The organism is Rouxiella sp. T17, assembly GCF_036663475.1.
GTDB lineage: Bacteria > Pseudomonadota > Gammaproteobacteria > Enterobacterales > Enterobacteriaceae > Rouxiella.
This window is the reverse complement of the sequence record NZ_JAWUEA010000038.1, coordinates 55,141-80,829: the sequence shown is the minus strand read 5'-3', so window position 1 is coordinate 80,829 and position 25,689 is coordinate 55,141. Positions and strand designations below refer to the sequence as shown.

18 protein-coding genes are annotated in these 25,689 nt (G+C 56.0%); 11 read left to right on the top strand and 7 right to left on the bottom strand.

What is annotated here, in order from left to right:
- Positions 1-42 precede the first annotated feature (42 nt).
- From qseB to SC206_RS16795, 3 genes are all read left to right on the top strand, one after another.
- Positions 43-723: a quorum sensing response regulator transcription factor QseB gene (qseB, locus tag SC206_RS16805; protein WP_332738893.1), complete on the top strand. Its 681-nt coding sequence runs from the start codon at positions 43-45 to the stop codon at positions 721-723.
- Positions 720-2,144: a quorum sensing histidine kinase QseC gene (gene qseC, locus SC206_RS16800; protein WP_332738891.1), complete on the top strand. Its 1,425-nt coding sequence runs from the start codon at positions 720-722 to the stop codon at positions 2,142-2,144. Before qseB ends, qseC begins: the two co-directional genes overlap by 4 nt.
- Before the next feature lie 75 nt (positions 2,145-2,219).
- Complete coding sequence (locus tag SC206_RS16795) at positions 2,220-3,884, top strand: glucan biosynthesis protein (protein ID WP_332738888.1); 1,665 nt, start codon at positions 2,220-2,222, stop codon at positions 3,882-3,884.
- A 19-nt stretch (positions 3,885-3,903) separates the two neighbouring features.
- Here SC206_RS16795 and folK read toward each other — a convergent pair whose 3' ends face one another.
- The 6 genes from folK to thpR all read right to left on the bottom strand — a co-directional run bounded on the left by folK (position 3,904) and on the right by thpR (position 8,939).
- Positions 3,904-4,383, bottom strand: coding sequence for a 2-amino-4-hydroxy-6-hydroxymethyldihydropteridine diphosphokinase (gene folK / locus SC206_RS16790; RefSeq protein ID WP_332738886.1), 480 nt, complete (start codon positions 4,381-4,383; stop codon positions 3,904-3,906).
- The gene (pcnB, locus tag SC206_RS16785; protein ID WP_332739171.1) at positions 4,380-5,702 is read right to left on the bottom strand and encodes a polynucleotide adenylyltransferase PcnB; all 1,323 of its coding nucleotides are present in this window, start codon (positions 5,700-5,702) and stop codon (positions 4,380-4,382) included. The genes folK and pcnB overlap by 4 nt, the downstream gene beginning before the upstream one ends.
- A 356-nt stretch (positions 5,703-6,058) precedes the next feature.
- Positions 6,059-6,937 (bottom strand): tRNA glutamyl-Q(34) synthetase GluQRS, encoded by an 879-nt coding sequence (gene gluQRS / locus SC206_RS16780; RefSeq protein ID WP_332738884.1) that lies wholly within the window; start codon positions 6,935-6,937, stop codon positions 6,059-6,061.
- A 65-nt stretch (positions 6,938-7,002) separates the two neighbouring features.
- Positions 7,003-7,458, bottom strand: coding sequence for an RNA polymerase-binding protein DksA (dksA, locus tag SC206_RS16775; RefSeq protein WP_332738882.1), 456 nt, complete (start codon positions 7,456-7,458; stop codon positions 7,003-7,005).
- A 200-nt stretch (positions 7,459-7,658) separates the two neighbouring features.
- On the bottom strand, positions 7,659-8,372 hold the full coding sequence (gene sfsA, locus SC206_RS16770; protein ID WP_332738880.1) for a DNA/RNA nuclease SfsA: 714 nt from the start codon (positions 8,370-8,372) through the stop codon (positions 7,659-7,661).
- 15 nt (positions 8,373-8,387) lie between these two features.
- Complete coding sequence (thpR, locus tag SC206_RS16765; protein ID WP_332738878.1) at positions 8,388-8,939, bottom strand: RNA 2',3'-cyclic phosphodiesterase; 552 nt, start codon at positions 8,937-8,939, stop codon at positions 8,388-8,390.
- A 137-nt stretch (positions 8,940-9,076) separates the two neighbouring features.
- Here thpR and hrpB point away from each other — a divergent pair, with 137 nt between their 5' ends.
- From hrpB to SC206_RS16725, 8 genes are all read left to right on the top strand, one after another.
- Entirely contained in the window at positions 9,077-11,515 is a 2,439-nt protein-coding gene (hrpB, locus tag SC206_RS16760; RefSeq protein ID WP_332738877.1) for an ATP-dependent helicase HrpB, read from the top strand.
- A 150-nt stretch (positions 11,516-11,665) separates the two neighbouring features.
- On the top strand, positions 11,666-14,278 hold the full coding sequence (gene mrcB, locus SC206_RS16755; protein ID WP_332738875.1) for a bifunctional glycosyl transferase/transpeptidase: 2,613 nt from the start codon (positions 11,666-11,668) through the stop codon (positions 14,276-14,278).
- Between the two features lie 286 nt (positions 14,279-14,564).
- Positions 14,565-16,787, top strand: coding sequence for a ferrichrome porin FhuA (gene fhuA / locus SC206_RS16750; protein ID WP_332738873.1), 2,223 nt, complete (start codon positions 14,565-14,567; stop codon positions 16,785-16,787).
- Positions 16,788-16,857: 70 nt separating this feature from the next.
- On the top strand, positions 16,858-17,670 hold the full coding sequence (gene fhuC, locus SC206_RS16745; RefSeq protein WP_332738871.1) for a Fe3+-hydroxamate ABC transporter ATP-binding protein FhuC: 813 nt from the start codon (positions 16,858-16,860) through the stop codon (positions 17,668-17,670).
- Positions 17,671-17,731: 61 nt separating this feature from the next.
- A complete protein-coding gene (gene fhuD / locus SC206_RS16740; RefSeq protein ID WP_332738869.1) occupies positions 17,732-18,616 on the top strand; it encodes a Fe(3+)-hydroxamate ABC transporter substrate-binding protein FhuD in 885 nt (294 codons plus the stop codon).
- The gene (gene fhuB / locus SC206_RS16735; protein WP_332738867.1) at positions 18,613-20,601 is read left to right on the top strand and encodes a Fe(3+)-hydroxamate ABC transporter permease FhuB; all 1,989 of its coding nucleotides are present in this window, start codon (positions 18,613-18,615) and stop codon (positions 20,599-20,601) included. Before fhuD ends, fhuB begins: the two co-directional genes overlap by 4 nt.
- A gap of 380 nt (positions 20,602-20,981) precedes the next feature.
- A complete protein-coding gene (gene pgtP / locus SC206_RS16730) occupies positions 20,982-22,355 on the top strand; it encodes a phosphoglycerate transporter PgtP (protein WP_442976118.1) in 1,374 nt (457 codons plus the stop codon).
- 153 nt (positions 22,356-22,508) lie between these two features.
- Positions 22,509-24,077, top strand: coding sequence for a hypothetical protein (locus SC206_RS16725; protein WP_332738865.1), 1,569 nt, complete (start codon positions 22,509-22,511; stop codon positions 24,075-24,077).
- A 112-nt stretch (positions 24,078-24,189) separates the two neighbouring features.
- On the opposite strand, the gene hemL is transcribed toward SC206_RS16725, so the two are convergent.
- Entirely contained in the window at positions 24,190-25,470 is a 1,281-nt protein-coding gene (gene hemL / locus SC206_RS16720; RefSeq protein WP_332738863.1) for a glutamate-1-semialdehyde 2,1-aminomutase, read from the bottom strand.
- Positions 25,471-25,689: the final 219 nt, after the last annotated feature.

Below are 25,689 nucleotides of genomic sequence, written 5' to 3'. Positions count from 1 at the left end.
ATTTAAGAGCAGGATAGCGGGCAGAAAAGGAGCCGGACGGCGATGCGAATTCTATTAATTGAAGACGATAAGATGATTGGCGACGGGATTAAGGCGGGTTTGTCGAAGCTGGGTTTTACCCTCGACTGGTTTACCGACGGCATTACCGGCAAAAATGCGCTCGACAGCGCGCCTTATGACGCCGTCATTCTCGACCTCAGCCTGCCCGGTATGGACGGCATGCAGCTGCTGCGCGAATGGCGGCAGAGCGGCCGCGATATTCCCGTACTGATTCTCACCGCCCGCGACGCGCTCGAACAGCGGGTTGGCGGACTGCAAGCCGGTGCCGACGATTACCTCTGCAAACCTTTCGCGCTGTTGGAAGTTGCCGCGCGGCTCGAGGCGCTGATTCGTCGTCGTCACGGGCAGGTTACGCCCAAGATAAATCACGGCCGGCTGGAATTCGATCCCGCCTCGCGCAGCGTCACGCTGGCGGGCGAATCAATAGTTTTGACCTCGAAAGAGGTCGCGGTGCTGGAGCTGTTTTTACGCAATAAAAGCCGTGTGCTGCAACGCCAAACGCTGGAGGAGAAGCTTTACAGCTGGGATCAGGAAGTCAGCAGCAACGCCGTTGAGGTTCACATTCACCACCTGCGCCGCAAGCTGGGCAACGGATTTATTCGCACCGTTCACGGCGTAGGTTACGTGCTGGGCGACGACGTGGCGAGTGATCAAACGTCATGATCTCTTCCTTAAAATCTTTCTTAAACCGTCTTTTTACTCATCAACATCTTTTTACTCGTCAACGGTTAAGGCATCCGAGCCTCAAGCTGCGGCTGATTTTGCTGTTTGCGCTGCTGGCGGGAGTCACCTGGACATTAGCCAGCGGCGTGGCGTGGCAGCAGACCCGACATAAAATCAACGAGGTGTTTGATACCCAGCAAATGCTGTTTGCCAAACATCTGGCGACCGCCGGTTTGGGCGACAGATTTCAGGGCGGCGAGGCTATTCGTTTACCCTCCACCAAAACGCTGGCCGATAAACACCATCGCGGCAATACCGATGACGACGCGCTAACCTTCGCGATTTTCGATCCGCAGGGCCGCATGCTGCTTAACGACGGCGAAAACGGCAGAGATATTATCTTTAACGGCGAGGCGCACGGCTTTATCGACGGCAGGCTCAAGGATGACGACGATCGCTGGCGTTTGCTGTGGCTCACCTCGACGGATGGCCGTTATCGCATCGCGGTCGGGCAAGAATATGAATATCGCGACGACATGGCGTGGGACATGGTGAGTGGCCAGCTGTTGCCGTGGCTGGCCTCGCTGCCGCTGCTGATGCTGGCGATGATCATTATGCTGACCCTCGAACTGCGGCCGCTGAAACGCGTTACCCGTGATTTACAGCAGCGCGCCGCCGACGAAGCGCAGCCGATTTCGACGGAGAAAGTGCCCGCCGAAGTGCTGCCGCTGCTGCAATCGCTCAACGCGCTGTTTGCCCGCACGCAGGAAATGCTGGTGCGCGAACGACGATTTACCTCTGACGCGGCGCACGAGCTGCGCAGTCCGCTGGCCGCGCTGCGCGTGCAAACCGAGGTGGTGCAGCTGGCGGGCGATGACCAGCCGATGCGCGACAACGCGGTGAAGAATCTGACCACCAGCATCGATCGCGCCACGCGGCTGGTCGATCAGCTCCTGACTTTGTCGCGCCTTGAATCTTTCTCTTCGCTCGACGAACTTTCGCCTATCGACTGGCCCGCGCTGGTCATTCAGGCGCTCATCGAGCAGGACAGCGCGGCGCATCGCAAAAATATCGAGCTGGTGCTGGAGCAAAACGGCACGCCGCCGCCGAGACATGGACAGCCGTTATTGCTCTCGCTGCTGCTGCGAAATCTGCTGGATAACGCCATCCGTTATTCGCCGCCGGGCAGTCAGGTGCGTCTTTCGCTCACTCAAACGGGGCTGGAGATCCACGACGGCGGACCGGGCATGAGCGACGAGCACTTACAGCGCCTCGGCGAACGGTTTTATCGTCCGCCGGGACAGGATCAAACCGGCAGCGGGCTGGGGATCTCTATTGTGCTGCGTATCGCACAATTGCATGGAATTCGGGCAGTTTATGCGCGCGCACCCGAAGGCGGTCTCAGAGTTCTGCTAAAGTGAAATGACTATTTAGTATAAATTCTGTTTTCGCCAGATTGATGAAGACATTTACTTTTAACAAGGACGGGTGTTTTCATGGTGACAAGACGCGATTTGCTGACTTATGCCTCTTTTACGGCGGCTCTAGCGGCGTTGGGCATTACGCCCGAAGCCTTCGCCGCGCAGAAACTTCAGCTCGGCGAAGAAGCCGCATTCAGCTTTGACGGCCTGATTAAACAGGCGGCAGACATGGCGAAAACGGCCTACACGCCGCCCGCTACCGTCACAGATGCCGCGCTGGCAAATATCAATTACGACGTCTATCGAAAAATCATCTATAACCCTGATTACGCGCTGTTTTCACAGAGTCCGAGCCGTTATCCGGTGACTTTTTTCAGCGTCAATGGATTACATAAAACGCCCGTCAAAATGTCGGTAGTCGATAAAAATCGCGCTCGGGAAATCGTGCAAGACATTCGTTACTTTACCTTTCCCGACAGCAAAACCGGATCGGATAACAAGACCGGCACATTGCCTGATATCAAAGGTAACGTTTTCATCGGCTTTCGCGTGTTAGACAGCCAAAAAACGCTGCAAGCGCGGTCCGAAAAAGATTGGGTCTCTTTTCTCGGCGCTTCCTATTTTCGCGCGGTGGGCGAGCTGGGGCAGTTTGGCCTCTCGGCGCGCGGCATCGCCATCAATACCGTGCAGGGCGACATGCCGGAAGAGTTCCCCGAATTCACTCATTTCTGGTTCGAAACGCCGCACGACGACAGCAATCAACTCACCGTTTACGCGCTGCTCGACGGTCCAAGCCTTTGTGGTGCCTACCGTTTTGTGTTGCAACGCACCAAAGGCGTGGTGATGGACGTCGACTGTTCGCTGTTTATCCGTCGCGACATTCAACGCTTTGGCATCGCGCCGCAAACCTCGATGTTCTGGTTCTCCAAAATGGCAAAAGGCTCGGCTTCCGACTGGCGGCCCGAGGTGCACGACTCCGACGGGTTGGCGATGTGGACCGGCAGCGGCGAGCACATTTGGCGGCCGCTGAATAATCCTCTGGATATTCGCGTGTCGGCGTTTGCCGATAATAATCCGCGCGGCTTTGGCCTGATGCAAAAGGATCGCAACTTTAGCAGTTATCTGGGTTCGGTCGGCTACGAGCGGCGTCCAGATTTGTGGGTCGAGCCAAAAGGGCAGTGGGGCGAAGGCGCGGTACAGCTGGTGGAAATCCCGACCGATGACGAGATTTACGACAATATTGTCGCGATGTGGGTGCCGAAAGCGTTGGCCAAAGCGGGCAGTCAGCATCAGTTTAGCTATCGGCTGCACTGGTTGGCCGACGAGCCTTATCCCTCGAAACTGGCCCGCTGCGGCGCGACGCGTTTGGGCCGTGGCGGCAATCCGGGATCTTATCCGGGCGGCGGCGCGCGCAAGTTTATGCTGGAATTTTCGGGCAAGGTGCTCGACGAGCTGCCTGATGGCGTAAAGCCCGAAGCCGTGGTTTCTCATTCACGAGGCAAAATAGAGGAGATCAAGGTCGAGAAATCGCCGGGCAACAATAAAAACTGGCGGGTGTTTTTTGACTTGCACTTTGGAGACAAAGACGCCAAAGGCGAAGATAAAGATCAGCACGTCGAAGGCAAGGAACCGGTGGAATTAGCGCTCTATTTGCGAGTGGGCGACAGGCTGCTGTCGGAAACCTGGATGTATCAATATCTCCCGTTTGAGTCCTCGCCGAGGCCTCTGCAGGGAGTGTGAGATCGTAGGCGAAAAAACGCTACCAGCGCGTCATGCCGTTTTGCGGCACGCGCTTGAGCAAATCTTGCAGGCTTTCGCCGTCGGGGAACACTAAATCGGGGGCGATGTCGGCCAGCGGATAGAGCATGAATTCACGGTTTTTCATGTCGTAGTGCGGCACGATTAAACGATCGGTGGCGATCACTTCGTTGCCGTAAAGCAGCATGTCGAGATCCAGTGTGCGCGGCCCCCAACGTTCGGCTTTACGCACGCGGCCCTGATTCTGTTCAATGCCCTGCGTGCCGTCGAGCAGCTCGTGCGCGGGCAACTGGGTATCGAGCGCCACCACGGCGTTCAGAAAATCAGGCTGATTCTGCGGACCCAAAGGTTTACTGCGATAAAACGAAGAGGTTTGCACCAAACGAGTACGCGGTAAGTGCGCCAGAGCTTCCAGCGCACAGTTTACCTGATCTACGGGCTTGGCAAGATTGCTGCCAAGCGCGATATAGACCCGAATCATTGACCGCTGCCCGAGCGCGGCGCGCGCTTGCGAGGACGACGGGTACGATTACGGCGCGGTGGTGCATCATCGCCCAGCGTACCCAGCATGTTTTTCTGCGAGGCCGGCGTCGCTTCCTGGAATTCACTCCACCACAGCGTGAGGCTTTGCAGCTCACGATGCTGTTCAACTTCGGCACGCAAGGCCAGCAAATCGAACGCGGCGCGGAACTTCGGATGCTCCATCAGCTTGTGCGCACGTTTGCCCTGACGGCGAGACAGACGCAGCTGGAGAGCCCAGATATCACGCACCAGCGTGGTAATGCGTTTCGGAATCGCCAGCGAACGGCACTGCTCGTCGAGCACGTCGTTCATCGCCAGAGAGAAGGCGTCGTAATAGGTCAGTCCGCCTTCCTGCGCCAGCTTCTGCGCATGTTCAATCACCGGATACCACAGCATGGCCGCAAACAGGAACGCCGGATTGACGCGCATGTCGTTGTGCAGACGGTGGTCGGTATTCTTCAATACCTGATCCAGAATACGTTCCATCGGGCTGTCGCCGCGCTCGGTAAACTGGCGGGCAATCAGCGGGAACAGCGGCTGGAACAGCTGGTATTCACGCAGCAGCTGGGCCGTTCTGAAACCATAACCGGCCTGCAGCAGCTTGAGCGACTCTTCAAACAGGCGGGCAGGCGGAATTTCGTGCAGCAGCGAGGCGAGACGCGGGATAGGCTCGGCGGTTTCCGGGCTAATCGTCATGTCTAGTTTGGCGGCAAAACGCACGGCGCGCAGCATACGTACGGGATCTTCGCGGTAGCGCGTTTCAGGGTCGCCAATCAGGCGGATCACGCCGTCTTTCAGATCTTTCAGGCCGCCGGTGTAATCGCGCAGCGTAAAGTCTGAAATGCCGTAATAAAGGCTGTTGATGGTGAAGTCGCGGCGCTGGGCATCTTCTTCAATCGAACCAAAGATGTTGTCGCGCAGCAGCATGCCGTTCTGGGCCTGCTGGGAAAGGTTTTTGTCGTCGCTTTCCTGAACCTGCTCGTGATGACCACGGAAAGTGGCGACCTCGATGATTTCAGGGCCAAACATGACGTGAGCCAGGCGGAAACGACGGCCAACCAGACGGCAGTTGCGGAACAGTTTACGCACCTGCTCCGGCGTGGCGTTGGTGGTGATATCGAAATCTTTCGGCTGCTTGTGCAGCAGCAAATCACGCACGCCGCCGCCAACCAGATAGGCTTCGAATCCAGATTTGTTCAGGCGATAAAGCACCTTCAGCGCGTTGTCACTGATGTCGCGGCGTGAAATGTCGTGGCCGTCGCGTGGCACAATGGTCATGTTGCCCGCAGAAACGTCGACAGGTTTGCTCGCATTTCTCTGTGATGAATGCGGCGATGATTGCTGCGAAAAATGCGGCTGTGCACGCTGCTGCGAAGGCGGCTCTGCTTGATGCGTACGCGGCGATGGGCGCGGCGTGCTGCGTCTTTCGCGCGGTTCAGGCGCGGGAGCTTTCACGCGTTCAGCTTCAGGAGACGTGACGGGATCGCGGTGGCCGTTATCATCGGGAACGGGAGGTTCTTCACGGATGACTTTATCTTCACGAACTAGCACCTTACGGCAAAAATTGGCTACTCGGGTAAAAATGGTACACCTCGATAGTGTCGGATAAAAATGTCGCAACTTGAAAACAGCGGCTAATCATAGCTCACACGGGCAAATCGTGGAACTTTTTCCAACGACCAATGCGCCACTGCCCAGCGTAATAATAAAGGCAAGGATAAATCCTGCCAGCATTCTGGTAAAGATTGTCCTAAAAATAGCAGGGTTTGCACAATTAAAGGACGAGGATCGCCACCCGGTAATGCGGGAGCGTGATTTTGCTTCGACAATTTGTCGCCGTTGGCATTAACGGCCAGCGGCAAATGCGCGTAACTCGGCGCGGGCAGCCCCAAATGTTGATACAGCGACAGTTGTCGAACCGTTGGCGCAATTAAATCCGCGCCGCGCACGATGTGATTCACGCCCTGAAAATGATCGTCAATCACTACCGCCAGATTATAGGCAAACAGCCCGTCGCGGCGGCGGATAATAAAATCCTCTTCGGCGAGGCTGGCATCGGCAATAAATTCGCCCTGCACTTCATCGGTAAAACGGCTGACGGGCAAGGTTTGATAAAGCCGAATGGCGGCGTTTTCAGGGCCGTGTCCGGCAAGCCGACAGTGGCCGTCATAGGTGCCGCCAAGCTGGGTCACGCGCTGGCGAGTACAGGTGCAATAATAGCTTTTGCCCTGCCGATGCAGCCAGTCCAGCGTGTCGCGATACGCCTCGTGGCGTGTTGATTGCCAGACCACCTCGCCGTCCCACTCCAATCCGTACTGTTCGAGCGTCGCCAGAATACGGCTGGCGCTGCCTGCCACTTCGCGCGGCGGGTCGAGATCGTCAATGCGCACCTGCCATTGTCCGCCTTGAGAACGGGCGTGCAGATAACTGCCGAGCGCGGCAATCAGTGAACCAAAGTGGAGATCGCCTGAGGGCGAAGGCGCGAAGCGACCGATATAAGATGATGTGGGCATAACGAGGGGTCTTTTGAGAAGAGGGCGGTGGGCCAATAAAGCCGCACCGCCATATTTCCCGAAACTTAGCCAGCCATCTGCTTTTCGCGGATTTCTGCCAAAGTTTTACAGTCAATACACAAGTCAGCGGTCGGACGAGCTTCAAGACGGCGGATGCCAATCTCTACGCCGCAGGATTCACAGTAACCGAAATCCTCGTCTTCCACTTTTTTCAGCGTTTTCTCGATCTTCTTGATCAATTTACGCTCGCGATCGCGGTTGCGCAGTTCAAGGCTGAACTCTTCTTCCTGAGTGGCACGGTCTGCCGGATCAGGGAAGTTGGCAGCTTCTTCCTGCATGTGCGTAACGGTACGATCGACTTCATCCCTAAGCTGATTGCGCCATGCTTCAAGTATTTTTTTGAAGTGGGTCAGCTGGGCGTCATTCATGTACTCTTCGCCCGGCTTCTCTTGATACGGCTCCACCCCAGCGATGGCGAGAATGCTCAGGGACGAGGCTTTACGGGTTTTCCCTTCTTGCATGATGCTTCTCCTACATAACGCACTATCGATCCCCAACGGGGGGAAAAAATCAGGCCGCTATAAATACCAGATGGGGACGAAGTTGGCAATTAATCATCACGGCCCCTTGACAAGCCTGTGAGGCAACGCGTATTCGCACCCGACGGTTTTAGCTGCTGACGACTTCAGTTCGGGGTCACTCTTCTCGACGAGACAACAGTTTATCGGGAGGTCATGACCAACGGTAACCGCTCTGCCAACTGGATACCCTCGGCGGAGAGTTCGGCTCCGTAACACATCACTTCGACACCGTTTTTTTGCACCTGCGTCAATAATTCTGCGTAGCGGGGATCAATATGGTGTGCCGCTGCCACACTTTCAATGCCTGAATGCAATACAGCGAAAAAAAGTACCGTTCGCTGACCCTGTTTTGCCATCGCTTCCAGCTCGCGGAGATGTTTCTGACCGCGCAGCGTGACTGCATCAGGAAAATAACCACAACCTTGTTGCAGTAACGTGACAGATTTCACTTCAATATAGCAGTTGGGCCTGCCTTCCGCCTGTAACAACAGGTCGATACGACTATTTTCAGACCCGTACCGTATCTCCGAGGCGAGTTTACTGTAACCGGATAATTCAACGATGCGCTGCTGCTCGATAGCTTCGCGCACCAGCTGGTTGGCGCGCAGCGTGTTAACACAAATCCAGTGGCCCAGCTGGGTCTGGCACAGCTCCCAGCTGTGGGCATATTTTCGCTTCGGATTATCCGAGGTCGAATACCACACCGTGTCGCCGGGCGTGGCGCAGCCGGTCATCGCGCCGGTATTGGCGCAGTGCAGCGTCAGCTCGCGGCCGTCCGGTGTCACGACATCGGCGAGAAAACGCTTGTAGCGCTTGATGAGCGTGGCCGATTGCAGCGGCGGATAAAATTGCATGAGGTCGATTCCCGATTAATCAGAAGAGGAGGAAGAGGGCGCCACCAGCGGCCAGCTTTGCAGGCGCTGATAACGGGTGCGACCCTGATGATAGCGGGATTCATACAGGCCAAACTCGCTGGCGTCGAGCGTCCACTGCGGCGTGGCGGCGGGCAGCGCGACGGGCCGTGTCGCGCCGCGCAGCAGGGAAACGTGCGGATGAAAAGGCAGCGTCGAAGGATGACAGCCGTTGCGCGCCGCGTGAGAGCGCAGCAGTGACGCCAGCTGTAACAGCGCGTTCGGCGCGCGACGGGTGCCGAGCCACACTACGCCCGGCCGCGGCCAGTGACCGAGATCGTCAAGCAGCAGGCTAAAGCTTGGCGACTGAATTCGCCCGGCAATATCGCCCAGCACGCCCGCTTTGAAATCGCTGATTTCGCCTAAAAATGCCAGCGTTAGGTGGAGATTCGCCGCCGCAATCGGGCGTCCGGCGTCGGGGTCGAAACTTTCCGCACGCCAGCGAATCACCCGCTTTTGCAGCGCAGGCGGCAGCGCGAGGGCAAAGAACAGGCGGCGTGATTCAGACATAAATTTTCCTTGGCGTGAGTCATAAAACGGGGCGTCACCTTTCGGCAGCAGGGCCAGATGCTACAATTCATCCCGCCCGACGACAATTTTTTCTATTACAATGCCCGCCAAGATATTGAATGATTTTTGGAGCCACCGTGTCCTCACTGCCCGTCGGAGCCGTACTCGAGCCGATTCTCACTGCGCTAAAACAGTCGCCGCAGGTATTGCTGCACGCCCCTACCGGTGCCGGTAAATCGACCTGGCTGCCGCTCAAAATTCTCGAGTCCGGCATGATTACGGGCAAGATTCTGCTGCTCGAACCGCGCAGGCTGGCGGCGAAAAGCGTGGCTTATCGACTGGCGCAGCAGCTGAATCAGCAGCCCGGCCAAACGATCGGCTACCGGATGCGCGCCGAGTCGAAAACAGGTGCCGAGACGCGGCTTGAAGTGGTCACCGAGGGGATTCTGACCCGCATGGTGCAGCAGGATCCCGAGCTGGCCGATTACGGGCTGGTGATCCTCGATGAGTTTCATGAACGCAGCCTGCAGGCCGATTTGGCGCTGGCGCTGCTGCTCGACGTACAGCAGGGGCTGCGCGAAGATTTGCGGCTGCTGATTATGTCGGCGACGCTGGACAACGCGCGGCTCGCGCCTTTACTGCCCGATGCGCCGGTGATTATCTCCGAAGGGCGCAGTTTTCCGGTTGAACGCCACTATCTGCCGCTCGCCAGCCACGAACGGCTGGATGAAGGCGTGGCGCGAACAGTCAGCCGTTTGATGGCCGAAAACAGTGGCTCGATGCTGCTGTTTTTGCCGGGCGTGGCGGAGATCACCCGCACGCAAAACCTGCTCACTGGCCGACTAAGCGACGAGGTGGATATCTGCCCGCTGTACGGCGCGCTGTCGCTGGAACAACAGCAGAAAGCGATTCAGCCCGCGCCCGCAGGCCGCCGAAAAGTGGTGCTGGCAACCAATATTGCCGAAACCAGTTTGACGATAGAGGGCATTCGTTTGGTGGTCGACAGCGGCCTCGAACGCAGCGCGCAGTTTGACCCGCGCAGCGGCCTGACGCGGCTGGTAACCCAGCGCATCAGTCAGGCGGCGATGACCCAGCGCGCGGGGCGTGCAGGGCGTCTCGAACCCGGCCAATGCTGGCATTTATTCAGCAAGGATCAGGCCGAACGCGCCGCCGCACAGAGCGAAGCCGAGATTTTACAGAGCGATTTAAGCGGATTATGGCTCGACCTGTTGCAGTGGGGATGTCCTGATCCCGCGCAGCTCACCTGGCTCGACGCGCCGCCCGCCGTCGCGCTGGCGGTCGCGCAAAAATTGCTGGCGTCGCTCGGTGCGGTAGACGATCAGCAGCGTTTAACGCCTTTGGGCCGCCGCATGGCGCAGCTTGGCTGTGATCCTCGGCTGGCGGCGATGCTGGTCCACGCCGAACAGCAGGGAGGCGACGCGCTGGCGACGGCCGCGCTGCTGGCGGCCATTATTGAAGAACCGCCGCGCGGCGGACAGCCCGACATCGACTATTGGCTCAGCCGACCTCAGCCACATTGGCAGCGGCGCGCGCGTCAGCTCAGTCAGCGGCTTTCGCGCAGTGCAGGGCAGGTTGATAGCAGCCTTGCGCCGTGGCTGCTGGCCGAAGCGTTTAGCGATCGCATCGCCGAACGTCGCGGGCTTGACGGGCGTTATCTGCTGGCCAACGGGTTGGGCGCGTCGCTGCCACAGGACGATGCGCTGAGCCGCGCGGGCTGGCTGGTTGCGCCTCAGCTGTTGCAGGGCAATAACAGCCCTGATGCGCGTATTCTGCTGGCGATTTCCCTTGATGTCAGCCAGCTGGCCGCGCGATTGCCGAAGGTAGTGAAAGAGCAGACGGCGGTCGAATGGGATGAAGAAAAGGGCACGCTGCGCGCGTGGCGGCGCTGGCAGGTTGGACGTTTGGTGTTAAAAGCCCAGCCGCAGGCCAAACCGGCGGATGAAGATTTACAGCAGGCGCTAATCGACTGGATCCGTGGACAAGGTTTGCAGGCGCTGAGCTGGTCCGCGCCCGCCGAACAGCTGCGCCTTCGTCTGGCCTGCGCCGCAAAATGGCTGCCCGAAAAACCGTGGCCTGCGGTCGATGACCAAAGTTTGCTGGATACTCTCGAGCAGTGGCTGTTGCCGTCGCTAAACGGCGTGCGCAGCCTGCGGGCGCTGCAACAGGTCGATTTGCACGACGCGCTGCTGCGGCTGCTCAGTTGGCAACAGCGTCAGTATCTTGACGCTAATTTACCCACCCATTACACCGTTCCGACTGGCAGCCGGCTGGCAATCCGCTATCATAGCGACCAGCCACCGGCGCTGTCGGTGCGTATTCAGGAGATGTTCGGCGAGCAGCGCAGCCCGATGCTGGCCGAAGGACGCGTCGCCGTGGTGCTGGAGCTGCTTTCTCCGGCTCATCGTCCGTTGCAGATAACCGGCGATCTCGCGGCGTTCTGGCAGGGCTCGTATCGTGAAGTTCAAAAAGAGATGAAAGGCCGCTACCCTAAACACCCGTGGCCGGATAATCCCGCCGAGGCTGCGCCAACGCGCAGAGTCAAAAAATACAGCTAGTTTTCAGACCTTTCTTCTATTATTGGGGAAAGACGCGGCACAGAGTAAGCGCCAGTTTTTACACGGCCTTCTTTACAACAAGCGCAGTACCTTTGATTACTGCAGTAAATGTATCCGGCACATGTTAGCTGGGTCTGATGGAGATTAAGTATGTCTGGCGATGATCGCGAGCCGATTGGCCGTAAAGGCAAACCGTCACCCCCCAAGCCCACCCGTGGGCGTCCTGTGTTTCGCCGACGCGATGAAGACGATGATGAGCAATTTGATGATGATGTTAGCAGTAATGCAGTACCTCAGGAGCCGCGCATGACAGGTAAGTCGACGAAAAAAGGCAAGTCTGGCGGCGGCAAGAAAACGCGCAAGCCGCGCCGCTGGTTAAGCCTGTTGATCAAGCTGTTCCTGGTTTTCGTGGTGATCATGGCCGCGTACGGCGTTTATCTTGATTCTGAAATTCGCAGCCGTATTGATGGCAAAGTCTGGCAGCTGCCGGCCGCCGTTTATGGCCGTATGGTTACGCTGGAACCGGGCTCGCCTTACACCCAGAAAGAGATGATCAACCTGCTCGAAGGGACCCAGTACCGCGAAGTGACGCGCATTACGCGTCCGGGCGAATTCAGCGTTAAAGGCGGCAATATTGATTTGCTGCGTCGTCCGTTTGATTTCCCTGATGGTAAAGAAGGGCAGATTAACGCCCGTCTGATCTTCAAGGGCAACCAGCTGAGCGAGATCAAAAATACCGATAACAATCGCGACTTCGGGCTGTTCCGCCTCGATCCGCGTTTGATTACCATGCTGCAATCGCCGAATGGCGAACAGCGTCTGTTTGTGCCGCGCGCCGGATTCCCCGACCTGCTGGTGCAGACGCTGGTTGCTACCGAAGACCGCCACTTCTACGAGCACGACGGCATCAGCCCGTACTCGATTGGTCGCGCCTTTCTGGCAAACATTACCGCCGGACACGCGGTGCAGGGCGGCAGTACGCTTACCCAGCAGCTGGTGAAAAACCTGTTCCTGACCAATCAGCGCACGCTGTGGCGTAAAGCCCGCGAAGCCTATATGGCGGTGCTGATGGACGCGCGTTACAGCAAAGATCGCATCCTCGAGCTTTATCTCAACGAGGTCTATCTGGGGCAGAGCGGATCCGACCAGATCCGCGGCTTCCCGCTGGCGAGCCTTTACTACTTTGGTCGTCCGGTTGACGAGCTGAGTCTTGACCAGCAGGCGCTGTTGGTCGGCATGGTTAAAGGCGCGTCGCTCTACAACCCGTGGCGCAACCCGACGCTGGCGCTGCAACGCCGTAATCTGGTGCTGCGTTTGTTGCAGGAGCAGGGCGTGATCGACAAAGAGCTGTATGACATGCTCTCTGCGCGTCCGCTTGGCGTTCAGCCAAAAGGCGGCGTGATTTCGCCTCAGCCTGCGTTTATGCAGATGGTGCGTCAGGAATTGCAGCAAAAACTGGGCGACAAAATCACCCAGATGTCGGGCGTGAAGATCTTCACCACGCTGGATCCGATCGCGCAGGACGGCGCTGAAAAAGCGGTGGAAGAGGGTATTCCACAGCTTCGCAAGCGCAGCGGCTTTAAAGATATTGAAACCGCGATGGTGATTGTCGACCGTTATACCGGCGAAGTTCGCGCCATGGTCGGCGGAGCGGAGACGCAGTTTGCGGGCTTCAACCGTGCGATGCAGGCGCGTCGTCAGGTGGGATCTCTGGCAAAACCTGCGACCTATCTGACCGCGCTGAGCGATCCGAATAAATACCGTCTGAACACCGTGCTGGCTGACCAGCCGCTGGCAATCAAATTGTCTAACGGCCAGACCTGGTCGCCGCACAATGACGATAATCAGTTCCGTGGACAAGTGCTGCTGGTCGACGCGCTGGCCCGTTCAATGAACGTACCCACGGTTAACCTCGGCATGGCGGTGGGTCTGGATGACATCACCAAAACGCTGATTAACCTTGGCGTGCCGAAAGAGTCGCTGAACCAGACGCCGTCGATGCTGCTCGGGGCGATTGCCCTGACGCCGATGGAAGTCGCGCAGGAGTACCAGACGATCGCCAGCGGCGGTAACAAGGCGCCACTGTCGGCGGTGCGTTCGGTGATTGGCGATGACGGCACGGTGCTTTATCAGAGCTATCCGCAGGCCGAACGCGTTGTTCCTGCCGAAGCCGCTTACCTGACGCTGTACGCGATGCAGCAGGTAGTGTCTGAAGGGACTTCGCGCGCGCTGGCGGTGAAATATCCGAAGCTGCATCTGGCGGCGAAAACCGGTACCTCCAACGAACTACGTGACAGCTGGTTCGCGGGTATCGACGGCAATCAGGTGGCGATTACCTGGGTTGGCCGCGATAACAACGGTCCGTCCAAGCTTTGGGGTTCAACCGGCGCGCTGGCGTTGTACAGCCGCTACCTCGGCAACATTACGCCGATGCCGCTGGATCTTCAGGTGCCGGATGACGTCAGCATGATGAACATAGATGACGGCGGTAACTTCATCTGTAATTCCGGCGGTGGCTTGCTCTCCGGCGGCGGACTGCGCACCATTCCAGTCTGGACCGATGACGCCAACAACCTGTGTCAGGCTGCTCAGGCCGCGGCTTATCAGCAGCAGCAACAGCAACAACAGCTGTTGCAACAGCAGCAGCAGCAAAATCAGCCGCAGGGCCAGCCGCAGCAGCAACAGCAGCAGCAGCCTCAGGATGAGCAGAAAGACAGTAATGGTGTGGCAGGGTGGATAAAAGACATGTTCGGCAGTAAATAACGCCGACAGCGCTATTTTCGCAAAGTCTAGAGCAATATCAGCCACAAAATATAAAGCGCGATGCAAATCGCGCTTTTTTTGTTTCTCTCGGCAAGCCGCGTATTGACTGGCTTCCCCTACTATTTCCCACAGGCTTTGCAGGGAAATATCTCCTCGTTCGCTATTGTTCAGCGAAGCGTTAAAAGTAAATGCTCTTGCAGATATCTTGGCCTTAAGCATATAGTGCGATCGTTATAATAATAATTATCGTTTCTATTCCTATTCCAATATCTCCAGAGATAAAAACATGGCTCAAATGCGCGCTGCATCTGTGAAAAACTGCTCCCTGATCTTTAACCGAAATAAACTCGCCCTGACGATCGCCGTCGCGATGTCTAGCCTTACTTTTCAATCGCTTGCCGCTGAAACGCCGACGAGTGCGCCAAAAAACGACACAATCACCGTGGTCGGCGATGGCACATCCAACGTCGCGCCAGAGTCCGCGTGGGGTCCAGCCCCGACTATCGTTGCCAAGCAAAGCGCGAGCGGCACAAAAACCGACACTCCAATCGTCAAGACGCCGCAGTCAATTTCGGTGGTCACGCGTGAAGAGATGGACATGCGCCAGCCGACGACGGTTAAAGAAGCGTTAAACTATGCGCCGGGCGTTTTCGCCAGCCGCGGCAGCTCAAGCACTTACGATGCCGTTGCTATCCGCGGTTTTACCTCCGTCAACACCAACCAATATCTGGATGGCATCAAGCTTCAGGGCGACAACTATTCTGAAGTCTCGATGGACCCGTATTTCCTTGAGCGCGTCGAGCTGCTGCGCGGCCCGGCCTCCGTGCTTTACGGCAAGAGCAATCCGGGCGGCGTGATCACCATGGTCAGCAAACGCCCAACCACTCAGCCGCTGCATGAAATTCAGTTCTCGATGGGCTCCGACAGCCTTTATCAGACCGGCTTCGACTTCAGCGACGCCATCGACGACGCGGGCGTTTACTCCTATCGTCTGACCGGCTTGGCGAAAGACCAAAATACCCAGCAGGTGTTAGCCAAAGAGAAGCGTTTCGCCATTGCGCCTTCCTTCAGCTGGCGTCCTGACGACAAAACTGAATTCACCTTCCTGAGCAATTTCCAGGACGATCCAGATTCTGGATTCTACGGCTGGATGCCGCGTCAGGGCACCGTAGTGCCTTACTACGATGCCAACGGCAATGCGCGCAAACTCTCGACCGATTTCAACGACGGCGACGCTAACAGCAAACTGTCACGCAATCAAAAGATGGTCGGCTACAGCTTTGGCCATCAGTTTGATGACACCTGGACCGTGCGTCAGAACCTGCGCTACACCAAAATCGACAGCAAATATACCGGCATTTATGACACCGGTTATGTCGCGCCAGCGCAGATTTCTCGCGCATCGGTGGTCTCGGCAGAAAAGCTGAATAACTTTGACGTTGATACGCAGGCGCAGGCCAAATTCTCTACCGCCGCCGTCGAGCACACCTTGCTGATGGGCGTCGATTACATGCGCATGAGCAACAGTATTGATGCGGATTACGGCAGCGCCAGCAATTTGAGCCTGACCAATCCGAACTACAACGACTCCAATATGCAGGGCGGTTTCCTGTATAACGTGTTGAATCGTCAGGAGCAAACGGGCCTGTATATGCAGGATCAGGCCGAGTGGAACCACTGGATCCTGACCGCCGGTGGCCGTTATGACATCGCTAAAACCTCAACCCTAACGCGCACCAGCGGCACGACGGCGGAAATCAAGGACCATCGTTTCACGTGGCGCGGCGGTTTGAACTATCTGTTTGATAACGGCATTTCGCCTTATTTCAGCTATAGCGAATCGTTTGAACCGACTTCTGGATCGACAGCAAACGGCATGCCGTTCAAACCTTCCATCGGCAAACAGTACGAAGCGGGCCTGAAGTTTATTCCTGACGATCGCCCAATCAGCCTGACGGCGGCGGTGTATCAGCTGACCAAAGACAACAATCTGACGGTTGACCCAGACAACACGTTTGCAAGCGTACAATCCGGCGTGATTCGTTCACGCGGCGTCGAGCTGGAAGCAAAAGCCGCCGTAAATGCCAATATAAATGTTATCGCTTCGTATACCTTTACCGATGCGAAATATACGCACGACACCAACTATGAAGGCCAGCGTCCGGTAGAAGTGCCGCGCAACATGGCGTCGCTGTGGGCGGATTACACCTTCCACGAGACGGCGCTGAGCGGCTTTACCGTGGGTTCCGGCGTGCGTTATGTTGGCGCGACATCGAGCTTCTACACCACCGGCAACGACACCAACAAGTCGTTTAACGTGGCAAGTTACGCCATTGTCGATGCCACCGTGAAATACGATCTCGGACGTTTCGGCCTGCCGGGCTCTTCCGTGGGTGTAAACGTTAACAACCTGTTTGACCGCGAATACGTTGCCAGCTGTTATCGCGATTATGCCTGCTATTGGGGCACCGATCGTCAGATTACCGCCACCGCAACTTTCCATTTCTAACCGGTTTTTCCGTTCTGAAAACAGTCGGGCGCATCTTGTTATGCGCCCGATTAACTTAAGATAGGCCCTTATGAATACTGCCCCTACAGAGCAGCAACCGGCGCTTGCCGACAGCGTTTATCGTCTGGATCAGGTCAGTTTTACCGTGCCCGGACGCACGCTGCTCGCGCCGCTTTCGCTCACCTTTCCGCAGGGCAAAGTCTGTGGTTTGATTGGTCACAACGGCTCCGGCAAGTCGACCCTGCTGAAAATGCTGGGCCGTCATCAGCCCGCCTCTTCAGGGCAGGTTTTGCTTAACGAAAAGCCGGTCGATCAGTGGGAAAGCAAGGCCTTTGCCCGTCAGGTCGCCTATCTGCCGCAGCAACTTCCCACCGCGGAAGGCATGACGGTTCACGAGCTGGTGGCGATGGGGCGTTATCCGTGGCACGGCGCGCTGGGGCGATTTCGTCAGCAGGATCGCGAGAAGGTTGACGAGGCGATCGAGCTGGTGGGCCTCAAGCCTTTTGCCCAGCGTCTGGTCGACAGCCTCTCCGGCGGCGAACGTCAGCGCGCCTGGCTCGCGATGCTGGTAGCGCAGGACAGCCGCTGTTTACTGCTCGACGAGCCGACCTCCGCGCTGGATATTGCGCATCAGGTCGAAGTATTGGCGTTGATTCAACGGCTTAGCCATCAAAAAGGCTTAACGGTAATTGCCGTGCTGCACGACATTAATATGGCGGCGCGCTATTGTGACCGTCTGGTGGCGCTGCGCGGTGGCAAAATGATTGCCGAAGGCAGCCCCGAAGCGATGATGAATGGCGAGGTACTGGAGCAGGTTTACGGCATTCCGATGGGCACCGTGCCACATCCGGCCGGAGGTTCGCCGATTAGCTTCGTTTATTAGCAAGAGTTTATAAAAGCCATTGATTAACAACCTCTTATCAACCAGCGTGGATTAGGTTTGGATGAATAATTTAACGCGCCGTCGCGTCTTGCAGGCGCTGGCTTTGGCACCGCTGGTGGCTTCGCTGCCCGCGTTCTCCTCGCCGCCCCTCGATTTGCGCCGCATCATTGCGCTGGAATGGCTGCCCGTCGAGCTGCTGCTGGCGCTGGGCGTAACGCCGATGGGCGTGGCCGATATCCCCAATTACAACCTGTGGGTGGAAGAGCCGCAGCTGCCGCCGTCGGTCGTTGAGGTCGGACTGCGCACCGCGCCCAATCTGGAACTGATTCAGCAGATGAATCCTTCGCTGATTTTGGTCTCGCAAGGTTATGGACCCAAAGCCGGCAAGCTGAGGCCTATTTCCCCCGTGCTCACCGTGACCGCCAACGACGGCAGTGGTCATCCGCTGCAACAGGCGATTCGATCCCTCAATAACTTAGCCGATTATTTAGGCTTGCAGGAGAGGGCCGCCGCGCATCTGCAACGCTATCGCGAGGTCGTCGCACAAACCCGCGAACAGCTGAAATCCGCCGCCGATCGACCCGTGCTGCTGTTTTCGTTCCTCGATAAACGTCACGTTTTGGTGTTTGGCGAAGGCAGTTTATTGCAGGAAGTGATGAGCGACGTCGGCTTAACTAACGCCTGGGACGGCGAGAAAAATTATTGGGGCAGCGCGACGGTCGGCATTGAGCGGCTGGCGTCGATCAAAAACGCCCGTGCGCTGTGCTTCGACCACGGCAGCAAGGCGATAATCGATGAGGTCGCTCGCTCGCCGCTGTGGCAATCGCTGCCGTTTGTGCGCGAAAACCAGCTCAGCATCGTGCCCGCCGTCTGGTTCTACGGCGCGACGCTGTGCGCCATGCGCTTTTGTCATATTTTATCGAATACGCTCGGGAAGCCCGCATGAATCGCCGCTCACTCAGCCAGACCTTGATTTTGCTGATTTTTATTGCGGCAATCTGCGTGCTGCTCACGCTTTATAATCTGCATCAACAGCTGCCTTTTGCCCTGTGGCGCGAGGCGCTATGGCGGCCCAATATCGATGACGTCCGCCAAATGCTGTTTCATTACAGCCTGTTACCGCGTTCCGCCGTTGCGCTGCTGGCCGGTGCCGGACTCGGGCTGGTCGGGCTGCTGTTTCAGCAGATGCTGCGCAATCCGCTGGCCGAACCCTCGACGCTGGGCGTTTCTGCCGGTGCGCAGCTGGGTTTGACGGTCGCGACATTGTGGAGCCTGCCGGGCGGTGAATTCACCCAGCAGTTTGCCGCAATGTTCGGCGCGATGGTGGTCGGCCTGCTGGTGTTCGGCGTGGCGTGGGGCAAGCGAATGTCGCCGGTAACGCTGATTCTAGCGGGTCTGGTGCTCGGCCTTTACTGCGGCGCGGTCAGCAGCCTGCTTGGGCTGTTCAACTTCCAGCAGCTGCAAAGCCTCTACATTTGGAACACGGGTTCGCTTAACCAGCAGGATTGGAGCACGGCGAGCTTTCTGCTGCCGCGCCTCGTGGTGGTCTGGCTGCTGGCGTTTTTGCTACAGCGACCGATGACGCTGTTGGGGCTGGACGACGGCATCGCCAAAAATCTCGGGCTCGGGCTGTCGGCGGCGCGATTCGTAGTGTTGGCGATAGCGATTCTGATGAGTGCGCAGCTGGTCAACGCGGTCGGCATTATCGGTTTTATCGGCCTGTTTGCCCCACTGCTGGCTAAAATTCTCGGCGCGCGGCGGCTGTTTTCGCGCCTTGTGCTGGCACCGATTATCGGCGCGCTGCTGCTGTGGCTCACCGACCAAATCGTAATGTGGCTGAGCGGCGTGTGGTTTGAGGTCTCGACGGGGGCGGCAACGGCGCTGGTGGGCGCGCCGATTCTGCTGTGGCTACTGCCGCGTTTGCGCCACAGCGCCGTGCCGCCGCCCATGAATCAGGGCGATCACGTGCCGAAAGAGCGTCACCATTTGCTACGCTGGATGCTGCTGGCGGGCGCGCTGCTGCTAGCCGGACTGGCCGTCGCCTTCTGTTTTGGCCGCAACGCGCAGGGCTGGAATTGGTCGATGGGGCACGAGCTTGACCTGCTGCTGCCGTGGCGCACGCCGCGTATTTTTGCCGCGCTGGCGGCGGGCGTGATGCTCGCCTCTGCGGGCGTTATTATCCAAAAACTGACGGGCAACGCGATGGCGAGCCCGGAAGTGTTGGGGATTAGCTCGGGCGCGGCGTTCGGCGTAGTGCTGATGCTGTTTTTAGTGCCCGGCGACGCCTTCGCATGGCTGCTGCCTGCCGGAAGCCTCGGAGCAGGCGTAACGCTGCTGATTATCATGCTGGTTTCGGGTTTACGCCGATTTTCGCCGGAGCGCATGCTGTTAACCGGCATCGCGCTTAGCACCGCCTTTAACACGGTTTTAAGCCTGTTATTGGCGAGCGGCGACCCGCGCATGGGCGATTTGCTGTCGTGGATTTCAGGCTCAACCTATTCGGTAACCGTGGCGCAGGCGTGGCGCAGCGCCATTTTGGCTCTCGTGCTGCTGGCGCTGGTGCCGTTCTTCCGTCGCTGGATAACCATTCTGCCGCTGGGCAGCGTCACGGGCCGGTCGATTGGCTTGCCCTTGACGTTCAGTCGTATTGCGCTGCTGGCAATGGCCGCCGTGATGACCGCCGTCGCGACGTTAACCGTCGGGCCGATGAGTTTTATCGGACTGATGGCCCCGCACATGGCGCGAATGTTAGGTTTTAGGCGGGCTTTGCCGCAGTGGATGGTGGCGAGCGTGCTGGGCGGATTACTGATGGTGCTGGCCGACTGGTGTGGTCGCATGATCCTGTTCCCGAACCAGATCCCGGCCGGGCTGCTGGCGACCTTTATCGGCGCACCGTATTTTATCTATTTATTACGTAAACAGGCGGCATAAATAGGTCGGGTTAAACAGTTTGAGTTAAATAGGTTGAATTAAACGGATTGATTTAAAGGGTCACGTTAGCGGGTTATTAAATAGAAAAAATAACACTGTTTATTTAAAAATAATAAATCATTTGGCGGGGGATCTCTCAGGAGATCCCCCGTTTTTTTTGCATTAACATGAAAGTTAAAAAATAGATATTAAAGAATAGCGATCGAAAATATAAAGCGCGTTTTATATGAGTATTCGCCGTACTTATCTGAGATAAGGTGTCTAAAAATAAATCATCTGATTTGTAAGGAAAAGAGAGGTTGCCGCGCGGTTAAAATAGCTTGATGACTGTTAATAAAAATCTCGATATTAGGCTTTATCATATAAAGGAATATTTAATTATGACAGTGTTTCAAAGTAAAAACGCCAGAAAGGTTGCCACGGAGGATATTCCGGCAACCTATCGGCTATATCGTGTTCAGGCCTTGATGAGCGTATTTTTAGGCTATATGGCTTATTATATTGTGCGCAGCAATTTTATTCTCTCAACGCCTTATTTAAAAGATCACCTTGAACTAAGCGCGACGCAAATCGGCTTTTTAAGCAGCTGTATGCTGATTGCCTACGGCATAAGCAAGGGGGTTATGAGCAGCCTGTCCGACAAGATGAGCCCCAAAGTCTTTATGGCGTGCGGCCTGTTTATGTGCGCCGTGGTCAACGTCGCGCTCGGATTCAGCAACATGTTCTGGGTCTTTGTGGCGCTGGTGGTATGTAACGGCCTCTTTCAGGGCATGGGCGTCGGGCCATCGTTTATTACCATCGCCAACTGGTTCCCGAAGAGCGTGCGCGGTCGCGTTACGGCTTTCTGGAACATATCGCATAACATCGGCGGCGGCATTGTGGCCCCTCTTATCGGCGTTGCTCTGGCGACGGTGGGCACCGAACACTGGCGGATTGCACACTATATAATTCCTGCCGGCGTCGCGGTGTTATTTACCGGCATTATTTTAACGCTCGGAAAGGGCACGCCGCCTCAGGAAGGATTACCCAGCCTCGATGAAATGCTACCTCATGAAAAAATTATTATTGATGATAATGATTTAGCACTGCCGCCTGAAAATATGAATTCGTACCAGATTTTCTGCACCTACGTGCTGAAAAATAAAAACGCCTGGTATGTCTCTTTTGTTGACGTGTTTGTTTATATGGTCAGGTTTGGTGTTATCAGCTGGTTACCTATCTATCTTCTGACGGTGAAAAACTTTTCTAAAGAAGAGATGAGTGTCGCGTTCTTATTCTTTGAATGGGCAGCGATACCGTCTACCTTACTGGCCGGCTGGTTAACCGATAAGCTATTTAAAGGGCGACGCATGCCGCTCGCCATTATTTGCATGTCCATCATCTTCTTCTGCCTGCTCGGCTACTGGGAAAGCGATTCGGTATTCCTGATTTCGTTTTTTGCCTGTACCGTCGGCTGTTTAATCTACGTGCCGCAATTTTTGGCCTCGGTACAAACCATGGAAATCGTGCCACGCTTTGCCGTCGGTTCGGCCGTTGGGCTGCGAGGATTCCTAAGTTATATTCTGGGCAGCTCGTTCGGCACCATCCTGTTTGGCGTGTTAGTTGATAAATACGGCTGGCATGCCGGATTCTATCTCTTGATGGGCGGATCGGTGTGCTGCATTATTTTCTGCATCCTGGCTCATCGCGGTGCGCTGGAACTGGAACGTAAATCAGCCGCGTTAGCGTTAAAGAAATGCGCGATGGAAAAATGAGTTCTTTTTTATTAGTGCAGATGTATTTTTTATTATTTTTTATTCATTAGATTATAAATAAGACCCATAAAAGCATTCCTCTGTTATCGACGGGGGAATGCCTTTTCTATTTCTTCTGTATTATTTAAAACCATTTATTAACCAGGAATAACTATGCTCTCTTTATTTGTCTCTCGCGGGGATATTCCGCCCACGCTGCCTTATATTATTTCCAATAATCTGCCTGCTGATTATTATCTTTCAAATAACCAAACTTCAAATAATCACACCTCAAATCTCATTCGAAATATTGAAAGCGTGGCGAGCGCCTCTGCTTCTCCTTCGCTCGGTCAGGTTATTTCAACCCAACCTAAAAGCCTGCCGCGGATTACAGAAAATGATATTCCCGCAACTAAACAGAATAATAGCTGTTGCCATTACGCAACAAAATGCCTGCCTTCGGTGAAAGAGAATACGTTAGTTAACACCGTCGCCCATATTTATCATCATGCTTATGAGGAGGTCAGTAATAAAGTTTTATCTGAGATAGCCGAATTTCTTGAGCAGTTACTCAGTGAAGTTCATGAAGAGGTGCTTATTAATATGGCGAAGAGGTTGAATGTGACGCCCGACGTGGTGCGTGAACTCATTGACGACTATTCGGCAGTAATCAGAGCGGAATCCGCGGCAATCAGAACCGGATCGGCGGTAATCAGTATTGAGCAACAAACTCATCAGCAGGCGTCGGCACGTGACGCGCTCGCCGAATCACTCAAGAAATGCAAGATAGAAAATAAAAACCTGCTGGCCGAGATGATAAGGGAAACCTGCTCGCCAAAATCTCGCGTCGCCTTACTGCACGCGGGTTACGGCGTACCTTTCATGGGCGTAGGTTATGCACGAATCGCGCTTCAATTGCGTCTGACGTTGCCCTCCGAAACTATTGTCGACAGCCTATTCGGCAAGCCGAACAAGATCTCTCCCGACGTGTTTATTAATCTTGAAACGGGCGCGTTAGCCGGGATCTCTTCCAATAAGTTAATGACGGGGCCGAATAAGCTAATAACAAAGGAAATGCCTGTCGGATTCAGCGCGGGCGTAGGCGTATTGGCGCGAAATAGAATCGGCGTAAGCCTGCTGTTTGAGCATAACAAGGCCAACGGTCATTACGATTACAAAGGATTGAAATACACCACCGAGCAGCTTTTGCGCACCCGAATCAATTTATCGGCAACGTCGAATGACACCAAGATAGGGCTTCAAGGGTCAGATTATGTCACTTACAGCAGTAAGACTACTTATCCGCAGCATGAGTGGGCGGCCTTTATGCAAAACATTCTATTGAGTTCGGTGGGTGGAGGAATTACCGGCGTAGGCGCCTATTTCTTGTTACCGCCGAATATTGGGAATGCTGCCGGAGCGGGCATTTTAGGCGCGGTGGCGGCGGGTTATGCGATCGGGAAAACGCCGCTGGGCGGAAAATATAACAGTACCAGCGTGGAGATGATGAATGCGGGAATGAGCCTCGGCATTCTCGGACAACAGGGAATTAACGGCGGCGTCGCGGTAAGGGCGAGCGCGAAAAACAAGCTGCTGGAGGTCAAAAGGGCAGTGGCTGATGTGGAGAATGGAAATCGCCGGCCAGCCGATCTACCTGCTAACCCATCCGTAAACAATAAGCACAGCCCCACGGCGGTCGAGACTGTGCTTAGATACCGTAACAAGTTGCTGTCGGCACATTAACAAGCTGCTGTCGCCACCTTAATAAGCTGCTGTCGCTACAATAACTTTGGTTTTAACAACCTCTCTTTCAAGAAGAGAGGTTACCTGGCGACAGGCCTGTTTATTTAGAAAATCACAGCTTGGCGAAACAGCGACGTGCGGCGTCGACGGTGTGCTGAATATCTTCCGGCGTGTGGGCCAGCGACATAAAGCCAGCTTCGAAAGCGGAAGGGGCGAGGTAAACGCCTTCTTCCAGCATCAAGTGGAAGAATTTCTTGAAGCGCTCGACGTTGGACTGCATCACGTCTTGATAAGAGGTCACGGTTTCGAGCTCGGTAAAGAACACGCCGAACATGCCGCCAACGTGGTTGACTACCAATGGAATGTTTTCCGCAGCGGCGGCGGCTTTCAGACCTTCCGCCAGCTGAGTGGTCAAGTCGGTCAGCTTCTGATGTACGCCCGGCTGGGAAACCTGCGTCAGACAGGCCAGACCGGCGGCCATCGCGATCGGGTTACCTGAAAGCGTACCTGCCTGATAAACCGGACCCGTCGGTGCCAGCGCTTCCATCACTTCACGACGTCCGCCGAACGCGCCAACCGGCATGCCGCCGCCAATAATTTTGCCGAGGCAGGTCAGGTCTGGCACCACATTGTAATGCGCCTGAGCGCCGCCAAGTGCGACGCGGAAACCGGTCATCACTTCATCGATAATCAGCAGCGCGCCGAATTCATCACACAGCGCGCGCAGGCCCGCCAGGAATTCCGGCTGTGGCGGTACGCAGTTCATGTTACCGGCAACCGGCTCGACGATAATACAGGCCACCTCTTCAGGATACTGCTCGAACACGGTGCGCACGGAATCGAGATCGTTAAAGGTGCAGGTCAGGGTGTGCTTGGCGAAATCGGCCGGCACGCCCGGTGAATTTGGCTGGCCCAGCGTCAGCGCGCCCGAACCGGCTTTCACCAGCAGGCAGTCGGCGTGGCCGTGATAGCAACCTTCAAACTTGATGATTTTGTCGCGATGGGTGAAGCCGCGCGCCAGACGAATGGCGCTCATGGTGGCTTCGGTGCCGGAGTTCACCATGCGTACCATGTCCATGCTTGGCACCAACGTGGTGACCAGTTCGGCCATTTTGACTTCCATTTCGGTCGGCGCGCCAAAGCTCAGGCCACGCTGGGCAGCTTCGATAACGGCGTCGCGAATGGCGGCGTTGTTGTGGCCCAACACCATCGGACCCCACGAACCCACGTAGTCGAGATAGGCTTTGCCATCCGCATCATATAAATACGCGCCATCGGCACGTTCAATGAACAGTGGCACACCGCCAACGCCGTTAAACGCACGCACCGGCGAGTTAACGCCTCCGGGGATCAGCGTTTGCGCTTGGGTGAATAGACTTTCTGACTTACTCATTGATCGGCTCCTGGTTTTTTTTCGGGCTGGCTTGGTAATCTCGCCCGAGGAAAAAGAGTACTGTGAAAAGGCCGTCTGTGCTGACAGCCTCACGCTATGCCCTATTCTAAAGAACATGGCGCCGTTATGAAATCTTTGACGGCCTGTGAAAGGTTAAGAAATATATTATGCATCCCGTCTGTGCGATTTTTATGATTAACTCTTTACCCTGATTTTTCC